General features: G+C 62.8%; 13 protein-coding genes. 9 read left to right on the forward strand and 4 right to left on the reverse strand.

Going from position 1 to position 17,808, the window contains the following annotated elements:
* The first annotated feature begins 5 nt into the window (after nt 1–5).
* Nucleotides 6–4,871: an NAD-glutamate dehydrogenase gene (locus KY379_RS00965; RefSeq protein ID WP_133328817.1), complete on the forward strand. Its 4,866-nt coding sequence runs from the start codon at nt 6–8 to the stop codon at nt 4,869–4,871.
* 152 nt (nt 4,872–5,023) lie between these two features.
* Here KY379_RS00965 and KY379_RS00970 read toward each other — a convergent pair whose 3' ends face one another.
* On the reverse strand, nt 5,024–5,842 hold the full coding sequence (locus tag KY379_RS00970) for a pyruvate, water dikinase regulatory protein (RefSeq protein ID WP_133328815.1): 819 nt from the start codon (nt 5,840–5,842) through the stop codon (nt 5,024–5,026).
* Nucleotides 5,843–6,017: 175 nt separating this feature from the next.
* On the opposite strand from KY379_RS00970, the gene ppsA reads away from it, so the two are divergent.
* From ppsA to KY379_RS01010, 8 genes are all read left to right on the forward strand, one after another.
* Nucleotides 6,018–8,393 carry a phosphoenolpyruvate synthase gene (ppsA, locus tag KY379_RS00975; protein ID WP_133328813.1) on the forward strand — a complete coding sequence of 792 codons (2,376 nt, stop codon included), beginning with the start codon at nt 6,018–6,020 and terminating at the stop codon, nt 8,391–8,393.
* Nucleotides 8,394–8,458: 65 nt separating this feature from the next.
* Nucleotides 8,459–9,484 carry a lysophospholipase gene (locus KY379_RS00980; protein ID WP_261240449.1) on the forward strand — a complete coding sequence of 342 codons (1,026 nt, stop codon included), beginning with the start codon at nt 8,459–8,461 and terminating at the stop codon, nt 9,482–9,484.
* Between the two features lie 112 nt (nt 9,485–9,596).
* Nucleotides 9,597–10,088: a ribonuclease E activity regulator RraA gene (gene rraA, locus KY379_RS00985; RefSeq protein ID WP_136913647.1), complete on the forward strand. Its 492-nt coding sequence runs from the start codon at nt 9,597–9,599 to the stop codon at nt 10,086–10,088.
* Between the two features lie 27 nt (nt 10,089–10,115).
* Nucleotides 10,116–11,126, forward strand: coding sequence for a zinc transporter ZntB (locus KY379_RS00990; protein WP_133328807.1), 1,011 nt, complete (start codon nt 10,116–10,118; stop codon nt 11,124–11,126).
* Nucleotides 11,127–11,183: 57 nt separating this feature from the next.
* A complete protein-coding gene (locus KY379_RS00995) occupies nt 11,184–11,447 on the forward strand; it encodes a CrfX protein (RefSeq protein WP_133328805.1) in 264 nt (87 codons plus the stop codon).
* 2 nt (nt 11,448–11,449) lie between these two features.
* Nucleotides 11,450–12,274, forward strand: a complete 825-nt coding sequence (locus tag KY379_RS01000) for a mechanosensitive ion channel family protein (RefSeq protein ID WP_133328803.1) — start codon at nt 11,450–11,452, stop codon at nt 12,272–12,274.
* Nucleotides 12,275–12,388: 114 nt separating this feature from the next.
* On the forward strand, nt 12,389–12,955 hold the full coding sequence (gene sigX, locus KY379_RS01005; RefSeq protein ID WP_133328801.1) for an RNA polymerase sigma factor SigX: 567 nt from the start codon (nt 12,389–12,391) through the stop codon (nt 12,953–12,955).
* 110 nt (nt 12,956–13,065) lie between these two features.
* Complete coding sequence (locus KY379_RS01010; protein ID WP_133328799.1) at nt 13,066–14,100, forward strand: OmpA family protein; 1,035 nt, start codon at nt 13,066–13,068, stop codon at nt 14,098–14,100.
* Between the two features lie 75 nt (nt 14,101–14,175).
* Here the strand turns inward: KY379_RS01010 and KY379_RS01015 are convergent, their stop codons facing one another.
* The 3 genes from KY379_RS01015 to KY379_RS01025 form a co-directional block, all read right to left on the reverse strand.
* Complete coding sequence (locus KY379_RS01015) at nt 14,176–15,837, reverse strand: bifunctional protein-serine/threonine kinase/phosphatase (protein ID WP_261240448.1); 1,662 nt, start codon at nt 15,835–15,837, stop codon at nt 14,176–14,178.
* A 9-nt stretch (nt 15,838–15,846) separates the two neighbouring features.
* Nucleotides 15,847–17,058, reverse strand: coding sequence for a nitrate/nitrite transporter (locus KY379_RS01020; protein ID WP_133328795.1), 1,212 nt, complete (start codon nt 17,056–17,058; stop codon nt 15,847–15,849).
* A gap of 165 nt (nt 17,059–17,223) precedes the next feature.
* Entirely contained in the window at nt 17,224–17,799 is a 576-nt protein-coding gene (locus tag KY379_RS01025) for an ANTAR domain-containing response regulator (protein WP_133328793.1), read from the reverse strand.
* Between the last annotated feature and the right edge of the window lie 9 nt (nt 17,800–17,808).

Consider the following 17,808-nt stretch of genomic DNA (forward strand, 5'->3'; position numbering starts at 1 on the left):
CACAGATGGCGTTCTTCACCGCAGCCAGCAAAGCCGACTTCCAGCATCAACTGCAAGCGGCCCTGGCGCAGCACATCAGCGAGCAGGCACTGCCACAAGTGGCGCTGTTCGCCGAACAGTTCTTCGGCATCATCTCTCTGGACGAACTCACCCAGCGGCGCCTGTCCGACCTGGTCGGCTGCACCCTGTCGGCCTGGCGCATCATCGAGCGCTTCGACCCCGCGCAACCTCAGGTACGGGTGTACAACCCCGACTACGAGCGCAATGGCTGGCAGTCGACGCACAGCGTGGTCGAGGTGTTGCACCACGATCTGCCATTCCTGGTCGACTCGGTGCGCACCGAGCTCAACCGCCGCGGTTACAGCATCCACACCCTGCAGACCACCGTGCTGAGCGTGCGCCGGGGCGCCAAGGGCGAACTGCTGGAACTGTTGCCCAAAGGCACCCAGGGCGAGGGCGTGCAGCATGAGTCGCTGATGTTCCTGGAGATCGACCGCTGCGCCAACGCCGCCGAACTGCAGGTGCTGGCCCGCGAGATCGAGCAGGTGCTGGCCGAGGTACGGGTGGCGGTGGATGACTTCGAGCCGATGAAGGCCAAGCTGCGCGAAGTGGTGGCGCAGGTCGAGCAGACCGCCTTCGGCCCCGCCCAGCACGAGAAAGATGAGGTCAAGGCCTTCCTCGAGTGGTTGCTGGACAACCATTTCACCTTCCTCGGCTACGAGGAGTTCACGGTCCAGGCCGATAGCGCCGGCGGCCAGATGGTCTACGATCCGGACTCGTTCCTCGGCCTGCCGCGGCGTTTGCGGGTGGGCCTGACCGCCGAGGATCTGCGTATCGAAGATTACGCGGTCGCCTACCTCAACGAACCGCTGCTGCTGTCCTTCGCCAAGGCCGCCTTGCCCAGCCGGGTGCATCGTCCGGCCTATCCGGACTACGTGTCGATCCGCCAGCTCGATGCGGCTGGCAAGGTCATCAAGGAGTGCCGCTTCATGGGCCTGTACACCTCGTCGGTGTATGGCGAGAGCGTGCATTCCATTCCTTATATCCGTGTCAAGGTCGCCGAGGTCGAGCGTCGCTCAGGCTTCGATGCCAAGGCGCACCTGGGCAAGGAGCTGGCCCAGGTACTCGAGGTGTTGCCGCGCGACGACCTGTTCCAGACGCCGATCGACGAGCTGTTCAGCACGGTCATGTCGATCGTGCAGATCCAGGAGCGCAACAAGATTCGTGTGTTCCTGCGCAAGGATCCGTACGGTCGCTTCTGCTACTGCCTGGCTTACGTACCGCGGGAAATCTATTCCACCGAAGTGCGCCAGAAGATTCAGCAGGTGCTGATGGAGCGCTTGAAAGCGAGCGACTGCGAGTTCTGGACCTTCTTCTCCGAGTCGGTGCTGGCGCGGGTGCAGTTGATCCTGCGGGTCGATCCGAAGAACCGCATCGATATCGATCCGCAGCAGCTCGAGAAGGAGGTGGTCCAGGCATGCCGGTCGTGGCAGGACGACTACACCGCGCTGGTCATCGAGAACCTCGGCGAAGCCCAGGGCACCAACGTGCTCAGCGATTTCCCCAAAGGTTTCCCAGCCGGCTACCGCGAGCGTTTCCCGGCGCATTCGGCGGTGGTCGACCTGCAGCACGTGCTGGCCTTGTCCGAAACCAAGCCACTGGTGATGAGCTTCTACCAGCCGCTGACGCGCCTGGGCGAGCGCCTGCTGCATTGCAAGCTCTACCACGCCGATACCCCACTGGCGCTGTCCGACGTGCTGCCAATCCTGGAAAACCTGGGCTTGCGCGTGCTCGGCGAGTTCCCTTACCGCCTGCGCCATGCCAGTGGTCGCGAATACTGGATTCATGACTTCGCCTTCACCTACAGCGAAGGTCTGGACCTGGATATCCAGCAGCTCAACGACACCCTGCAGGACGCCTTCGTCCACATCGTCAACGGCGACGCCGAAAACGATGCCTTCAACCGCCTGGTGCTCACCGCCGGCCTGCCGTGGCGCGATGTGGCGCTGCTGCGCGCCTATGCCCGTTACCTCAAGCAGATCCGCCTGGGCTTCGACCTGGGCTACATCGCCAGCACCCTGAACAACCACACCGATATCGCCCGCGAGCTGACCCGGCTGTTCAAGACCCGCTTCTACCTGGCGCGCAAACTGGGCCAGGATGACCTGGATGACAAGCAGCAGCGTCTGGAACAGGCGATCCTCACCGCCCTGGACGACGTCCAGGTGCTCAACGAGGACCGCATCCTGCGCCGCTACCTGGACCTGATCAAGGCCACCTTGCGCACCAACTTCTACCAGCCCGATGCCAATGGCCAGGCCAAGCCGTACTTCAGTTTCAAGTTCAATCCCAAGCTGATTCCCGAACTGCCCAAGCCGGTACCCAAGTTCGAGATATTCGTCTATTCGCCGCGGGTCGAGGGCGTGCACCTGCGCTTTGGCAATGTCGCCCGTGGCGGCCTGCGTTGGTCGGACCGCGAGGAAGACTACCGGACCGAGGTGTTGGGCCTGGTCAAGGCCCAGCAGGTGAAGAACTCGGTGATCGTCCCGGTGGGGGCCAAGGGCGGCTTCCTGCCGCGGCGCCTGCCGCTGGGCGGCAGCCGCGACGAGATCGCCGCCGAGGGCGTGGCCTGCTACCGCATCTTCATCAGCGGCCTGCTCGACATCACCGACAACCTCAAGGACGGCGGCGTGGTGCCACCGGCCAACGTGGTGCGGCACGATGACGACGACCCTTACCTGGTGGTAGCGGCGGACAAGGGCACCGCGACCTTCTCCGACATCGCCAACGGCATCGCCATCGACTACGGCTTCTGGTTGGGCGATGCCTTCGCCTCCGGTGGCTCGGCTGGCTATGACCATAAGAAGATGGGTATCACCGCCCGCGGCGCCTGGGTCGGCGTGCAGCGCCACTTCCGCGAGCGCGGGATCAACGTGCAGCAGGACCCGATCACCGTGATCGGCATCGGCGACATGGCCGGCGACGTGTTCGGCAACGGTCTGTTGATGTCCGACAAACTGCAGTTGGTCGCAGCCTTCAACCACCTGCACATCTTCATCGACCCCAATCCGGACCCGGCCACCAGCTTCGCCGAACGCCAGCGCCTGTTCGACCTGCCACGTTCGGCCTGGAGCGACTACGACACCAGCATCATGTCCGAGGGCGGCGGCATCTTCCCGCGCAGCGCCAAGAGCATCGTCATCACTTCGCAGATGAAAGAACGCTTCGCCATCGAGGCCGACCGCCTGACTCCGACCGAGCTGCTCCACGCGCTGCTCAAGGCACCGGTGGATCTGCTGTGGAACGGTGGCATCGGTACCTACGTCAAGGCCAGCAGCGAAAGCCATGCCGATGTCGGTGACAAGGCCAACGACGCCTTGCGCGTGGACGGCGACGAGTTGCGCTGCAAGGTGGTGGGCGAGGGCGGTAACCTGGGCATGACCCAGCTTGGCCGCGTCGAGTTCTGCCTGCACGGCGGAGCCACCAACACTGACTTCATCGACAACGCCGCTGGCGTGGACTGCTCCGACCACGAGGTCAACATCAAGATCCTGCTCAATGAGGTAGTGCAGGGCGGCGACATGACCGAAAAGCAGCGTAACCAGCTGCTGGGCAGCATGACCGACGAAGTGGCCACGCTGGTGCTGGGCAACAACTACAAACAGACCCAGGCGCTGTCGCTGGCCGCACGCCGCGCCCGCGAACGGATTGCCGAGTACAAGCGGCTGATGGCTGACCTGGAGAGCCGTGGCAAGCTCGACCGAGCCATCGAATTCCTGCCCAGCGAAGAGCTGCTGGCCGAGCGCCTGGCGGCCGGTCAGGGGCTGACCCGTGCCGAGCTGTCGGTGCTGATCTCCTACAGCAAGATCGACCTCAAGGAGCAATTGCTCAAATCGCAGGTGCCGGACGACGACTACCTCACTCGCGACATGGAGACCGCCTTCCCACCTTCGCTGGTCAGCAAGTTCGACGTGGCCATGCGCCGTCACCGCCTGAAGCGCGAAATCGTCAGCACCCAGATCGCCAACGACCTGGTCAACAACATGGGCATCACCTTCGTGCAGCGCCTGAAGGAGTCCACTGGCATGAGCCCGGCCAATGTCGCCGGAGCCTACGTGATCGTGCGCGATATCTTCCACCTGCCGCACTGGTTCCGCCAGATCGAGGCATTGGATTACCAAGTACCCGCCGAGATCCAGTTGACCCTGATGGACGAGCTGATGCGTCTGGGGCGTCGGGCCACGCGCTGGTTCTTGCGCAGCCGCCGCAACGAGCAGGACGCCGGGCGCGATGCAGCGCACTTCGGGCCGAAGATCGCGCAGTTGGGGCTGAAGCTCGACGAACTGCTGGAGGGGCCGACCCGCGAACGCTGGATGGAGCGCTATCAGGGCTTCGTCGCCGCTGGCGTGCCGGAGTTGCTGGCGCGCATGGTCGCTGGCACCAGCCACCTTTACACGCTGTTGCCAATCATCGAAGCGGCGGATGTCACCGGACATGAGCCTGCGCAGGTGGCCAAGGCGTTCTTCGCCGTGGGCAGCGCGCTGGACCTGACCTGGTACCTGCAGGAGATCAGCAACTTGCCGGTGGAAAGCAACTGGCAGGCCCTGGCCCGCGAGGCATTCCGCGACGACATCGACCTGCAGCAGCGGGCGATCACCATATCCGTGCTGCAGATGGCCGACGCGCCAGAGGACATCAATGCCCGGGTGGCGTTGTGGGCCGAGCAGCATCGAGTGATGGTCGAGCGCTGGCGCGCCATGCTCGATGACCTGCGCAACGCCACCGGCACCGATTATGCGATGTATGCGGTGGCCAATCGCGAGTTGGTCGACCTGGCGATGAGCGGGCAGGCCGTGGTGGTGCCGTCCTGAGTGTAAGTGCGAATGGGGAGCCCCGGCGGTGATGCCGGGGGTGCTCGTCGGGAGAGTTTTAGCGTCTGTGAGATCGAGCGCAGTTCGCGATGCGCCGCGCGGGCGGCGCTCGATCTAACCAGCGACGAACAACTTACGGCGAGCCCCACGCCCTACTTGAACCTACGCTCCACACCTTTCTCCACCAGGATCTTCGCGGAAATCTCCTCCACCGAGAAATGCGTCGAATTGATGTTGGGGATGTTCTCGCGGCGGAACAGATTCTCCACTTCCCGTACCTCGAACTCGCATTGGGCGAAGCTCGAATACCGACTGTTGGGCTTGCGCTCGTGGCGGATGGCGGTGAGGCGGTCGGGGTCGATGGTCAGGCCGAACAGCTTGTGCTGGTACTTCTTCAGTACCGCTGGCAACTGCAGGCGCTCCATGTCGTCTTCGGTGAGCGGGTAGTTGGCGGCGCGGATACCGAATTGCATGGCCATGTACAGGCAGGTCGGGGTCTTGCCGCAACGCGACACGCCGACCAGGATCAGGTCGGCCTTGTCGTAATAATGGGTACGGGCTCCGTCGTCATTATCGAGGGCGAAATTCACCGCCTCGATCCGCTCCATATAGTTCGAGTTGCCCCCGATAGAGTGGGATTTTCCGACGGAATACGACGAATGGGCAGTCAATTCCTGCTCAAGTGGGGATAAAAACGTCGAAAAGATGTCGATCATGAAGCCGTTCGACGTCGCCAGGATCTCACGGATGTCCTGATTGACGATGGTGTCGAAGATGATCGGCCGCATGCCGTCGCGTTCGGCGGCGGCGTTAATTTGCGCCACCATGTTCCGCGCCTTGTCCGGTGTATCGATGTAGGGGCGGGTGAATTTATTGAACGGAATGCTATCGAACTGCGCTAGCAAGCTTTGGCCCAGGGTTTCGGCCGTGATGCCGGTGCCGTCGGAGATGAAGAACGCGGTTCGTTTCATTTGCGATCTGGGCCTTAAGCTGATGACAAATCTTGGATATGATAAGTTCGGTTTGCCGAACGTGGCTGTCGGCATTCTCACTTATTTTCCAGGTACAGGCCACAAGCGCCCGGTCAAGTCATAGCGGCAGGCCGGCGCCCTTGAGCGTTTCCCATACAGAAGTGGAGAGATCACCTTGGTAGAGTACGTAGTTTCCCTCGATAAGCTCGGCGTCCATGATGTAGAGCATGTGGGGGGCAAGAACGCATCCCTGGGCGAGATGATCAGTAATCTTGCCGGTGCCGGCGTCTCGGTGCCGGGCGGCTTTGCCACTACGGCTCAGGCGTACCGCGATTTCCTCGAACAGAGCGGGCTGAACGACCGCATCCACGCCGCGCTCGATGCGCTGGACGTCGATGACGTCAACGCCCTGGCCAAGACCGGCGCACAGATCCGTCAGTGGGTCATGGAGGCCGAGTTCCCGGCGCGTCTGGATTCGGAAATCCGTACGGCGTTCGCCGAAATGTCCAAGGGCAACGACAACATGGCCGTGGCCGTGCGCTCGTCGGCCACCGCCGAAGACCTGCCCGACGCTTCCTTCGCCGGTCAGCAGGAAACCTTCCTCAACATCCGTGGCGTGGACAACGTGATCCGTGCGGCCAAGGAGGTCTTCGCCTCGCTGTTCAACGACCGCGCCATCGCCTACCGCGTGCACCAGGGCTTCGATCACAAGCTGGTGGCCCTGTCCGCTGGCGTGCAGCGCATGGTCCGTTCGGAAACCGGCACCGCCGGCGTGATGTTCACCCTGGACACCGAGTCGGGCTTCCGCGACGTGGTGTTCATCACGGGCGCCTACGGCCTGGGTGAAACCGTCGTGCAGGGTGCGGTCAACCCGGACGAATTCTACGTCCACAAACAGACGCTGCAGGCTGGCCGTCCGGCGATCCTGCGCCGCAACCTGGGCAGCAAGGCAATCAAGATGGTCTATGGCGACGAAGCCAAGGCCGGTCGTTCGGTCAAGACCGTCGAAGTCGACCGCGCCGACCGTGCGCGCTTCTGCCTGAGCGACGACGAAGTCAACGAGCTGGCCAAGCAGGCCATGATCATCGAGCAGCACTATCAGCGCCCGATGGATATCGAGTGGGCCAAGGACGGTGACGACGGCAAGCTGTATATCGTCCAGGCCCGTCCTGAGACCGTGAAGAGCCGTGCCAGCGCCAACGTCATGGAACGCTACCTGCTCAAGGAAAAGGGCACCGTGCTGGTCGAAGGCCGCGCCATCGGCCAGCGTATCGGCGCCGGCAAGGTCCGCGTGATCAACGACGTGTCCGAGATGGACAAGGTCCAGCCAGGCGACGTACTTGTCTCCGACATGACCGACCCGGACTGGGAACCGGTCATGAAGCGCGCCAGCGCCATCGTCACCAACCGTGGCGGCCGTACCTGCCACGCGGCGATCATCGCCCGTGAACTGGGCATTCCGGCCGTCGTTGGCTGCGGCAACGCCACCCAGGTCTTGAAGGATGGCCAGGGCGTGACCGTGTCCTGCGCCGAAGGCGACACCGGTTTCATCTTCGAAGGTGAGCTGGGCTTCGACGTCAAGCAGAACTCGGTCGATGCCATGCCGGAACTGCCGTTCAAGATCATGATGAACGTCGGCAACCCGGACCGCGCCTTCGATTTCGCCCAGCTGCCCAACGCCGGTGTCGGCCTGGCGCGTCTGGAGTTCATCATCAACCGCATGATCGGCGTGCACCCCAAGGCACTGCTGAACTACGCCGGCCTGCCGCCGGAGCTCAAAGAGAGCGTCGACAAGCGCATCGCGGGCTACGACGACCCGGTCGGCTTCTATGTCGAGAAGCTGGTCGAAGGCATCAGCACCCTGGCCGCGGCCTTCTACCCGAAAAAGGTCATCGTGCGCCTGTCGGACTTCAAGTCCAACGAGTACGCCAACCTGATCGGCGGCAAGCTGTACGAGCCGGAAGAAGAGAACCCGATGCTGGGCTTCCGTGGGGCTTCGCGTTACATCAGCGAGTCGTTCCGTGACTGCTTCGAGCTCGAGTGTCGCGCCCTGAAGCGCGTGCGCAATGAAATGGGCCTGACCAACGTCGAGATCATGGTGCCGTTCGTGCGTACCCTGGGCGAAGCCAGCCAGGTCGTCGACCTGCTCGCCGAGAACGGTCTGGCCCGTGGCGACAATGGCCTGCGCGTGATCATGATGTGCGAGCTGCCGTCCAACGCCATCCTGGCCGAGGAGTTCCTCGAGTACTTCGACGGTTTCTCGATCGGTTCCAACGACCTGACCCAGCTGACCTTGGGCCTGGACCGCGACTCGGGCATCATTGCTCACCTGTTCGACGAGCGTAACCCTGCGGTCAAGAAGCTGCTGGCCAATGCCATCGCCGCCTGCAACAAGGCCGGCAAGTACATCGGCATCTGCGGCCAGGGCCCTTCGGACCACCCGGACCTGGCCAAATGGCTGATGGAGCAGGGCATCGAAAGCGTGTCGCTGAATCCGGATTCGGTCCTCGAGACCTGGTTCTTCCTGGCCGAGGGCCAGGGCGCGGCTTGATCTGGTAAATTGCGGGGACGTGCCTGGCGCGCCCCCGCCTGGTCTATCCAGGGCGAGTTCCAGCAATGGATCCCGCCCTTTTTTTGTGCAAGTCATCTATGCAAAGCAGCAGCACTCTATTTCCCGTGGCCCTGCTCAGCGCCGAGCGCCGGGGCGACCTCAGCGAAGACGTGTACCGGATCAAGGCCGGCAACAGCCCGGATCCGAGCGTCGAACTGGCTGTCACCCGCCTGGGGCTGGCGGATCAGACCGCTGGCCATGGCCAGCCGGTCATCCTCCTGCACGGCAGTTTTTCCAACCGACGCTTCTGGTATTCGCCCAAAGGCATCGGACTGGGGGCGCAACTGGCGCGTGCCGGTTTCGACGTGTGGATCCCAGAGATGCGTGGCCACGGCCTGTCGCCGCGCAACCGCGACTGGCAGCGCAATCGCGTGGCCGACTATGCCCGCTACGACCTGCCGGCGATCGCCGCTTTCGTACACGAACAGGCGGCGCGAGCGCCGCACTGGATCGGTCATTCGCTGGGCGGCACCACCCTGGCAGCGGCATTGGGTGGGGGCTACCTGCCGGCCACCCAGATGGCTAGCGTAGCGTTGTTCGGCAGCCAGGTGAGCCGGGTGTATTGGCCGTTGAAAGTGCCACCCTTGACCTGGGGAGCGAAGCTGCTGCTCAAGCGTTGGGGGCACCTTTCCGGTCCGCGCTTGAAACTTGGCCCGGAGGACGAACCGATTGGTCTGGCGCTGGAAAGCATGCGCTGGCATGGCCTGTTCGGGCGTTTCGGCGACAAGGGCGACGATTGGTGGGCGGGGTTGGCCAACGTCGATGTACCGCTGCTGGTGGTGGCCGGCGCCGGTGACACTCAGGACCCGGTATGGGCGTGCCGCAAGTTGTACGAGCAGTTGGGTGGGGAGCGCAAGCAGTTCCTGCGCCTCGGGCGCGAAGAGGGTTTCGAGGCGTTTGGCCATGTCGACATGCTGGTGAGCAAGGCGGCGCAGGCGCAGGTGTGGCCATTGGTGGAGCGCTGGTTGCGCGACCCTTTGGTGGCGGTGCATGAGGCGACGGTGGCGGCGGAGGTTGTGCCGGCGGGGTGATCACAGGTTTCCATAAAACCTGAATGACCGCCCGGTCTGGGATGACTGCACCGACCGCTCCGGTGTAGCCTAGCTCCACATCCGCTTTCGTTGCGACTGACAGGAGCTTGCCATGCAGCATTACGTTACGCCCGACCTGTGCGATGCCTACCCGGACCTGGTCCAGGTGCTCGAGCCGATGTTCAGCAACTTCGGCGGCCGCGATTCCTTCGGTGGCCAGATCGTCACCATCAAGTGCTTCGAGGACAACTCGCGGGTCAAGGAGCAGGTCGAACTCGATGGCAAGGGCAAGGTGCTGGTAGTTGACGGGGGTGGCTCACTGCGCTGTGCGTTGTTGGGCGACATGCTTGCCGAAAAGGCCGCCAAGAATGGCTGGGAGGGGCTGGTCATCTATGGCTGCGTACGCGACGTGGATGTGCTGATCCAGACTGACGTGGGGGTGCAGGCGCTGGCCAGCCACCCGAAGAAGACCGACAAGCGCGGCCTGGGCGACCTCGATGTGGCGGTGACCTTCGCCGGTGTTACTTTCCGCCCAGGCGAGTACCTGTATGCCGACAACAACGGCGTGATCGTCTCGCCAAGCCCGCTGAAAATGCCGGAGTAATGCGCCGTACGCGCTGATGGAGCGTCAATGTTCGAGGAAGACAACGCGCAGTGGGGGCTGGTCCATGCCCTGGTGCTCGATGGTAAAGGCGGCGCGCGTTCAATCGCCCGTACCGAGCTGGATGGCTTGCAGTTGCAGCCGCAGGAAAGCCTGTGGCTACACTGGGATCGCAGCCACCCGCAGACCCGTACCTGGTTGCTGCGCGACAGCGGCCTGAGCGAGTTCGCCTGCGACCTGCTGCTGGAAGAAAATACCCGGCCACGGTTGTTGCCGCTGGCCGAGGAACAATTGCTGCTGTTCCTGCGCGGGGTCAACCTCAATCCGGGTGCCGAACCCGAGGACATGGTGTCGGTGCGTATCCACGCCCAGGCGCAGCGTGTCATCTCCCTGCGTTTGCGTTCGCTGCGTGCCAGCGAAGAGATCCTTCAGCAATTGCAAGAAGGCAGGGGGCCGAGATCGGCATCGGAACTGTTGCTGCTGATGGGAGAACTGCTGACCGAGAAGGTCCAGGCACTGGTCAGCGACCTGTCTGAACTGGTCGATCTGGAGGAGGAGAAGTTCGAATCCGACGAACGGTACTCTTCACGCCATGCTGGCCCCGAACACGGCAGTCTCCAGCAGATCCGTCGACGCGCCGCGGGCTTGCGGCGCTTTCTGGCCCCGCAGCGGGAGATCTACGCCCAGCTTTCGCGCAGCAAATGGAGTTGGTTCGCCCCGGCCGATGCCGATTACTGGAACGAACTCAACAACAGCCTGATCCGTTACCTCGAGGAACTCGAGCTGGCCCGCGAGCGCGCGGCGCTGGTGCTGGAAAGCGAGGATCGCCGGCGCAGCGAGCGGATGAACCGGACCATGTACCAGTTCGGCATCATCACCTGCATCTTCCTGCCGATGAGTTTCATCACCGGCTTGCTCGGCATCAACGTCGGCGGCATTCCTGGGGCGCAGAATCCCTACGGTTTTCTGTTCGCCTGCATGGTCGTGCTGGGGTTGGCCGTGGGGCAGTGGTGGCTGTTCCGTCGTCTGCGCTGGGTATGAAGGTTGTGACCCATGGCCCGGCCGTCTCGTCTCTGACTGACACTGCGCGAGGTGCCCATGCACGATCCGTTTGAAGAATCCTTGCGCGACCTGCTCAAGGCGTCGCCGTCCGGTAAGGACCGGGATGATGCCGCCTGCCTGGGTCGCGTGCTGAAAACCGCCAACCGCCAGGTCGGCGCTGGCGATCTGTTCAGCTTGCTTGGCCGATGGAGCCAGGCGCTGCTGATCGCCGTGAACAACGGTTCGGCGCATGTCGCGCCGGTCCGTCGACACTCTACTCGCAACGCTGCCGCCGGCAGCAAAGCTGATAAGGCCGATTGAATATGGAACTCGATCTCTGGACCCAGAGCCTGGTCACTGCCATGACTGCCCTTTGGACCAAGGTAGCGAACTTCATCCCCAACCTGTTCGGCGCGCTGGTCGTGGTGCTGCTGGGTTTCGTGGTGGCCAAGCTGCTCGACACGCTGCTGTCCAAGCTGTTGGCCAAGTTCGGCCTGGACCGCCTGATGGCCGGCACCGGCCTGACCAAAATGCTCGGTCGCGCCGGCATTCAGGTACCGATTTCCACCCTGATCGGCAAGATCGTCTATTGGTTCGTGTTGCTCATCTTCCTCGTCTCGGCTGCCGAGTCCCTGGGCCTGGAACGGGTTTCGGCGACCCTGGACATGCTTGCCCTGTACCTGCCCAAGGTATTCGGCGCAGCCCTGGTGCTGCTCGCCGGCGTGCTGTTGGCACAGCTGGTCAACGGCCTGGTGCGCGGCGCTGCCGAAGGCATCGGCCTCGATTACGCCGCAGGCATGGGGCGCATCGCCCAAGGGCTGGTGGTGATCATCAGCATTTCGGTGGCCATTAGCCAGTTGGAGGTCAAGACCGACCTGCTCAACCACGTGATCGTCATCGGTCTGATTACCGTTGGTCTGGCCGTTGCGCTGGCCATGGGCCTGGGCAGCCGGGAAATCGCCGGGCAGATCCTGGCAGGCATCTATGTGCGTGAGCTCTACCAGGTCGGCCAGCAGGTGCGGATTGGAGAGGTCGAAGGGCAGATCGAGGAGATCGGTACGGTGAAGACGACCGTGCTCACCGATGATGGCGAACTAGTGTCGCTGTCCAACCGTGTGTTGCTCGAGCAGCGAGTCACTAGCCGCTAACCGCATAAAAGCTGTTAATGTATGCCGCCGCAAAAATCGGCCCGAGCGGGCCGAGCGGCGACATTGACCTGACTGTCGGCCAGATCCGTTTTGAATAAAGTTCATTCGCCGCCCATGCGTTATGACCCCCGCGAACTCACCGATGAGGAGTTGGTGGCGCGTTCGCATGAGGAGCTGTACCACGTTACCCGCGCCTATGAGGAACTCATGAGGCGCTACCAGCGGACCCTGTTCAATGTGTGCGCACGTTACCTGGGGAACGACCGGGACGCGGACGATGTCTGTCAGGAAGTGATGCTGAAGGTGCTCTACGGGCTGAAGAACTTCGAAGGCAAGTCGAAGTTCAAGACCTGGCTCTATAGCATCACCTACAACGAGTGCATTACCCAGTATCGCAAAGAGCGTCGCAAGCGCCGGTTGATGGATGCCCTGAGTCTGGACCCTGTAGAAGAGGCGTCCGAGGACAAGGCCCCGAAAGCCGAAGAGAAAGGCGGGCTGGACAAGTGGTTGGTGCATGTGAATCCGATCGACCGGGAGATCCTGGTGCTACGTTTTGTCGCAGAGCTGGAATTCCAGGAGATCGCCGATATCATGCATATGGGGCTCAGTGCAACAAAAATGCGTTACAAGCGCGCCCTAGACAAGCTTAGAGAGAAATTTGCCGGTATGGATGAAACTTAGTCCATAGGAAATATCTCTAACCAATCGGCGAGTTCTGCTAGACTTGCCGTCGAGTTGTCCCCCTGATGTTGGTGGGACTGCTTAACTATCACCAGATGGGGATTTAACGGATGAAATTGAAAAACACCTTGGGCTTGGCCATTGGTTCGCTTGTAGCCGCCACTTCGATTGGCGCTATGGCACAAGGTCAAGGCGCCGTCGAGACTGAAATCTTCTACAAGAAAGAATTCTTCGACAGCCAGCGCGACTTCAAGAACGACGGCAACCTGTTCGGCGGTTCCATCGGTTACTTCCTGACCGACGACGTTGAACTGCGTCTGGGCTACGACGAAGTGCACAACGCTCGTGGCGACGACGGCAAGAACATCAAGGGCTCCAACACCGCCCTGGATGCCGTTTACCACTTCAACAACCCGTACGATGCCATCCGTCCATACGTGTCGGCTGGTTTCTCGCACCAGAGCCTGGGCCAGACCGGCCGTGGCGGTCGTGACCACTCCACCTTCGCCAACGTTGGCGCTGGCGCCAAGTGGTACATCACCGACATGTTCTACGCCCGTGCCGGCGTTGAAGCTCAGTACAACATCGACCAGGGCGACACCGAGTGGGCCCCGAGCGTTGGCGTTGGTCTGAACTTCGGCGGTAGCCCGAAGCAAGCTGAAGTCGCTCCGGCTCCAGTTGCTGAAGTCTGCTCCGACAGCGACAACGATGGCGTTTGCGACAACGTCGACAAGTGCCCTGACACCCCGGCCAACGTCACCGTTGACGCCGACGGCTGCCCGGCTGTTGCCGAAGTCGTTCGCGTTGAGCTGGACGTCAAGTTCGACTTCGACAAGTCGGTCGTCAAGCCTAACAGCTACGGCGACATCAAGAACCTGGCTGACTTCATGAAGCAGTACCCACAGACCACCACCACCGTGGAAGGTCACACTGACTCCGTGGGTCCAGACGCTTACAACCAGAAGCTGTCCGAGCGTCGTGCCAACGCTGTCAAGCAGGTCCTGACCCAGCAGTACGGTGTTGAATCGAGCCGCATTGACTCGGTTGGCTACGGCGAAACCCGTCCGGTTGCCGACAACGCCACCGAAGAAGGCCGTGCTATCAACCGTCGCGTTGAAGCTCAGGTAGAAGCCCAGGCCAAGTAATTGGTTTGACGCTTCAATGAAAAACCCGGCCTCGGCCGGGTTTTTCTTTGTCTGGGATTTGCTGCGAGCAGATGATCACAGCCGCCAAATGAGCAATACCAGGTTCAACAGCAAAGACAGCAGCGCCAGGGTGCGCCATACCTTCAGCGGTTCTCGCTCGAGCAAGGGGCGCGGGCGGTCGGGCAGGTCCTGGCGTTCGCCGCGTTCGAGCAGCAACAGCCATTGCTCGGCAGTCTCGAAACGTTGTGCCGGTACCACCGCGACGGCCTGCAGCAGATTGTGCTGCAACCATTCCGGTAGGTCGGGGCGATAGCGGCCAGGATTGACCGGTTGGCCAAAGCGCGGACGCTGGAACGGCTCGATTTCGCCGTAGGGAAAGTGGCCGGTCAACAGCTGGTACAGGGTCACGCCGACGGCATAGAGGTCCTGGCGCGGGCTGGGTGGCTGTCCTTCGAACGCCTCGGGGGCGATGAACGAGGGGGTGCCGGGAACGTCGAACGGCAGGTCTTCGGACAGCCCTGGGCAGTAGGCCAGGCCGAAGTCCAGCAGGCGCAGTTGGCCGTCCTGACCCAGGTGCAGGTTGTCGGGCTTGATGTCGCGGTGTACCAGGTTACGCCGGTGCAGTACCCCGACGGCCTGTAACAGCTGGCGGGCCATCTCCAGCCATTGCGGCAGCGGCAGTGGGCCATGCTCGGCAAGGATGTCGGCCAGATTGTGGCCACTGTATTCGCGCATCACATAGTACAAGTGCTGGCGTTGGCTACCGGCATGCAGTTCAGGAAAATGCCGTCCGGTGACGCGGCGCAGAAACCACTCTTCCAGCAACAGTCTCTGGATTGCGCCGGGCTCCTCACAGCTGGCAGGCAAGGTCTTGAGCAGCCATGGCTGGCCTTGTGGATCGCGCACCCGGTAGAGCAGCGACTGACGGCTGTGCGCCAGCAGGTTGTCGACGTGCCAGCCATCGATGAGCTGCCCCTCGCGCAACGGGCCAGGCAGTGGCCACTGACTCAATTGTGCCAGGGTATCGCCGAGGTTGGCCGGGCCGAGTTGCTCGACCTGTACCAGCAGAGCGCTGGCATTGTCCTGGCTGCCATTGTGGTGGGCGCTGGCTACCAACGTGTCGACGGCGGCTTGCGGGTCGGTTTGCTCGCGCAGTATCGACTGGATGTGCCGGTCGCCCAGGCTGGCCCAGACGCCATCGCTCACCAGCAGGTAGCGCTCGCCCGGCTGCAGTTCGCCTTCGCGGTAATCGACCAGCAGGTGTTGATCCAGGCCAAGGGCGCGCTTGAGCACATGCTGCATGCCTGGTTGGTCCCAGACGTGATCTTCGCTCAGGCACTGCAACCGGTCTTCATGCCAGCGATAGGCGCGGCAGTCGCCGACATGCGCCAGGGTGTAGCGCCGCCCGCGCAGGACCAGGGCGCTGAGGGTGGTGAGCAGCGGCTGACCGTTGCCCTGTGCGCGCAACCAGCGGTTCTGTGCACTCAGCAGTCGGTCCAAGGCCTGGGGCACGCCCCAGGTCGCCGGGGTGGCGTAGTAGTCCAGGGCCAGCGCCTGCAGGCTGGCGCGCGCAGCCAGACCGCCATCTGCGCACTGGCTGACGCCATCGGCCAAGGCGAACAGGTAGCCTTTGCTCGCCGCCAGTTCCGGCGCTGGCGTCACCAGGCGCAAGGCGTCCTGGTTTTCCGCGCGCGGACCGGTGGCGGTGGCCTGGGCGAAGCTCAGCTGCAGGCTCATCGAGCGACCTCAGACCCGCGCCGCGGTGATAGCCGCCGAGCCCCAGGTGGTACGCCAGCGACGCTTGACGCCATGCAGGCCGAACCAGGCCAGCACACCAAGACTGGCGAACAGCCACAGCCCTAGCTGATAGTCGCCGGTGTGTTGCTTGATGGTGCCCAGGCCGGCGGCGAGCAGGAAGCCGCCGATACCGCCGGCCATGCCGATCAGTCCGGTCATCACGCCGATTTCCTGGCGAAAGCGCTGCGGCACCAGTTGGAACACTGCACCATTGCCGGCACCGAGGCCTAGCATGGCGCTGACGAACAAGGCCAGGGCCGCCGCCGCGCTGGGTAGGTTGAAGCCCACTGCAGCGATGCAGATGGCGGCCACGCTGTACATGCCCAGCAAGGTGCGGATGCCACCGAAGCGGTCGGCCAGGGCACCCCCCAAGGGCCGCATCAGGCTGCCGGCGAAGACACAGGCGGCGGTGTAGTAACCGGCCGTGATCGGACTCAGCCCGTACTGATCGCTGAAGTAGCCGGGCAGGGCACTGGCCAGGCCGATGAAGCCACCGAAAGTGACGCTGTAGAAGAACATGAACCACCAGCTGTCGCGGTCACCGAGGGCCTTGAAGTAGTCGGCCATGGCCTTGGGCTTGGGGCGCTGCGGGGCATTGCGCGCCAGCAAGGTGAACACCAGCAGGGTCAGCAGCAGTGGGATCAAGGCGAAGCCGAAGACATTGTTCCAGCCAAAGCTTGCGGCCAGCGCCGGTGCGAGCAAGGCGGCGAACACCGTGCCAGAATTACCCGCCCCGGCGATGCCCATGGCTTTGCCCTGATGCTGCGGCGGGTACCACTGCGAGGCCAGCGGCAGCGATACCGCGAACGATGCGCCGGCAAAGCCCAGGAACACGCCCAACAGCAGTGCCTGTTCGTAGGTCCGCACCCCCAGCATCCAGGCGCCGGCGAGTGCGCCGATCACTGCGACCTGGCCGATCAGGCCAGCGGTCTTGGGGGACAGTCGATCCACCAGCATGCCCATGGCAAAGCGCAGCACCGCCCCGGCGAGGATCGGTGTGGCGACCATCAGGCCGCGTTGCTGCGCGCTCAACTGCAGGTCGGCGGCGATCTGCACCGCCAATGGGCCGAGCAAGTACCAGACCATGAAACTCAGGTCGAAATACAGGAACGCGGCGAACAGAGTGGGCACATGCCCGGATTTCCAGAAGCTGGTAGTCATCGAACACCTCATTCGGCAATGCAACGGAACAAAAAAAACGCCGCTACCCATTTCACGAAAGTGAAAAGAGAGAGCGACGTCTTTGTCGGATGTAAGTGGGCAACCGCCGTTGGCTACCGGTGCGCTATGTCGAGCAAGACGCGGGCCAACTCGGCGTTCGCCGATTCAGCCAAGCATTTCATGCATGGCAATGATCTGTTCCGCCACCTGGATCAGCTTCTGCTGACGACTCATGGCCTGGCGCCGCATCAGTGTGTAGGCCTGTTCCTCGTTGCAGTCCTTCATTTTCATCAGCAAGCCCTTGGCTTGCTCGATTCGTTTGCGCTCGGCCAGTTGCTGGTCGCGGGCCAGCAGTTGCGCCTTGAGCGCCTGGTCGCTTTCGAAGCGCGCCATGGCGACATCGAGGATCGGCTGCAGGCGCGCGGCGTGGATGCCTTCGACGATGTACGCGCTGACCCCGGCCTGGATCGCCTGGCGCATCACCCCCGGATCGTGTTCGTCGGTGAACAGCACGATCGGCCGCGGGCGCTCGCGGCTGACCAGCACCACGTGTTCCATCACATCACGACCCGGTGAGTCGGTATCGATCAATACCACGTCCGGATGCACCGTTTCGACGCAGGCGGGCAGGTCGATGGTCAGGCTTGGCGCTTCGATCACCTCGAAGCCGGCCTCGCACAGGGCCGCCTTGAGGCGACCGAGTTTCATCTGGGTGTCGTCGATCAGCAGGATGCGCAGCATGGTGGCGTC

The sequence above is a fragment of the Pseudomonas sp. HD6422 genome (assembly GCF_025377065.1).
GTDB classification, from domain to species: domain Bacteria; phylum Pseudomonadota; class Gammaproteobacteria; order Pseudomonadales; family Pseudomonadaceae; genus Aquipseudomonas; species Aquipseudomonas putida_U.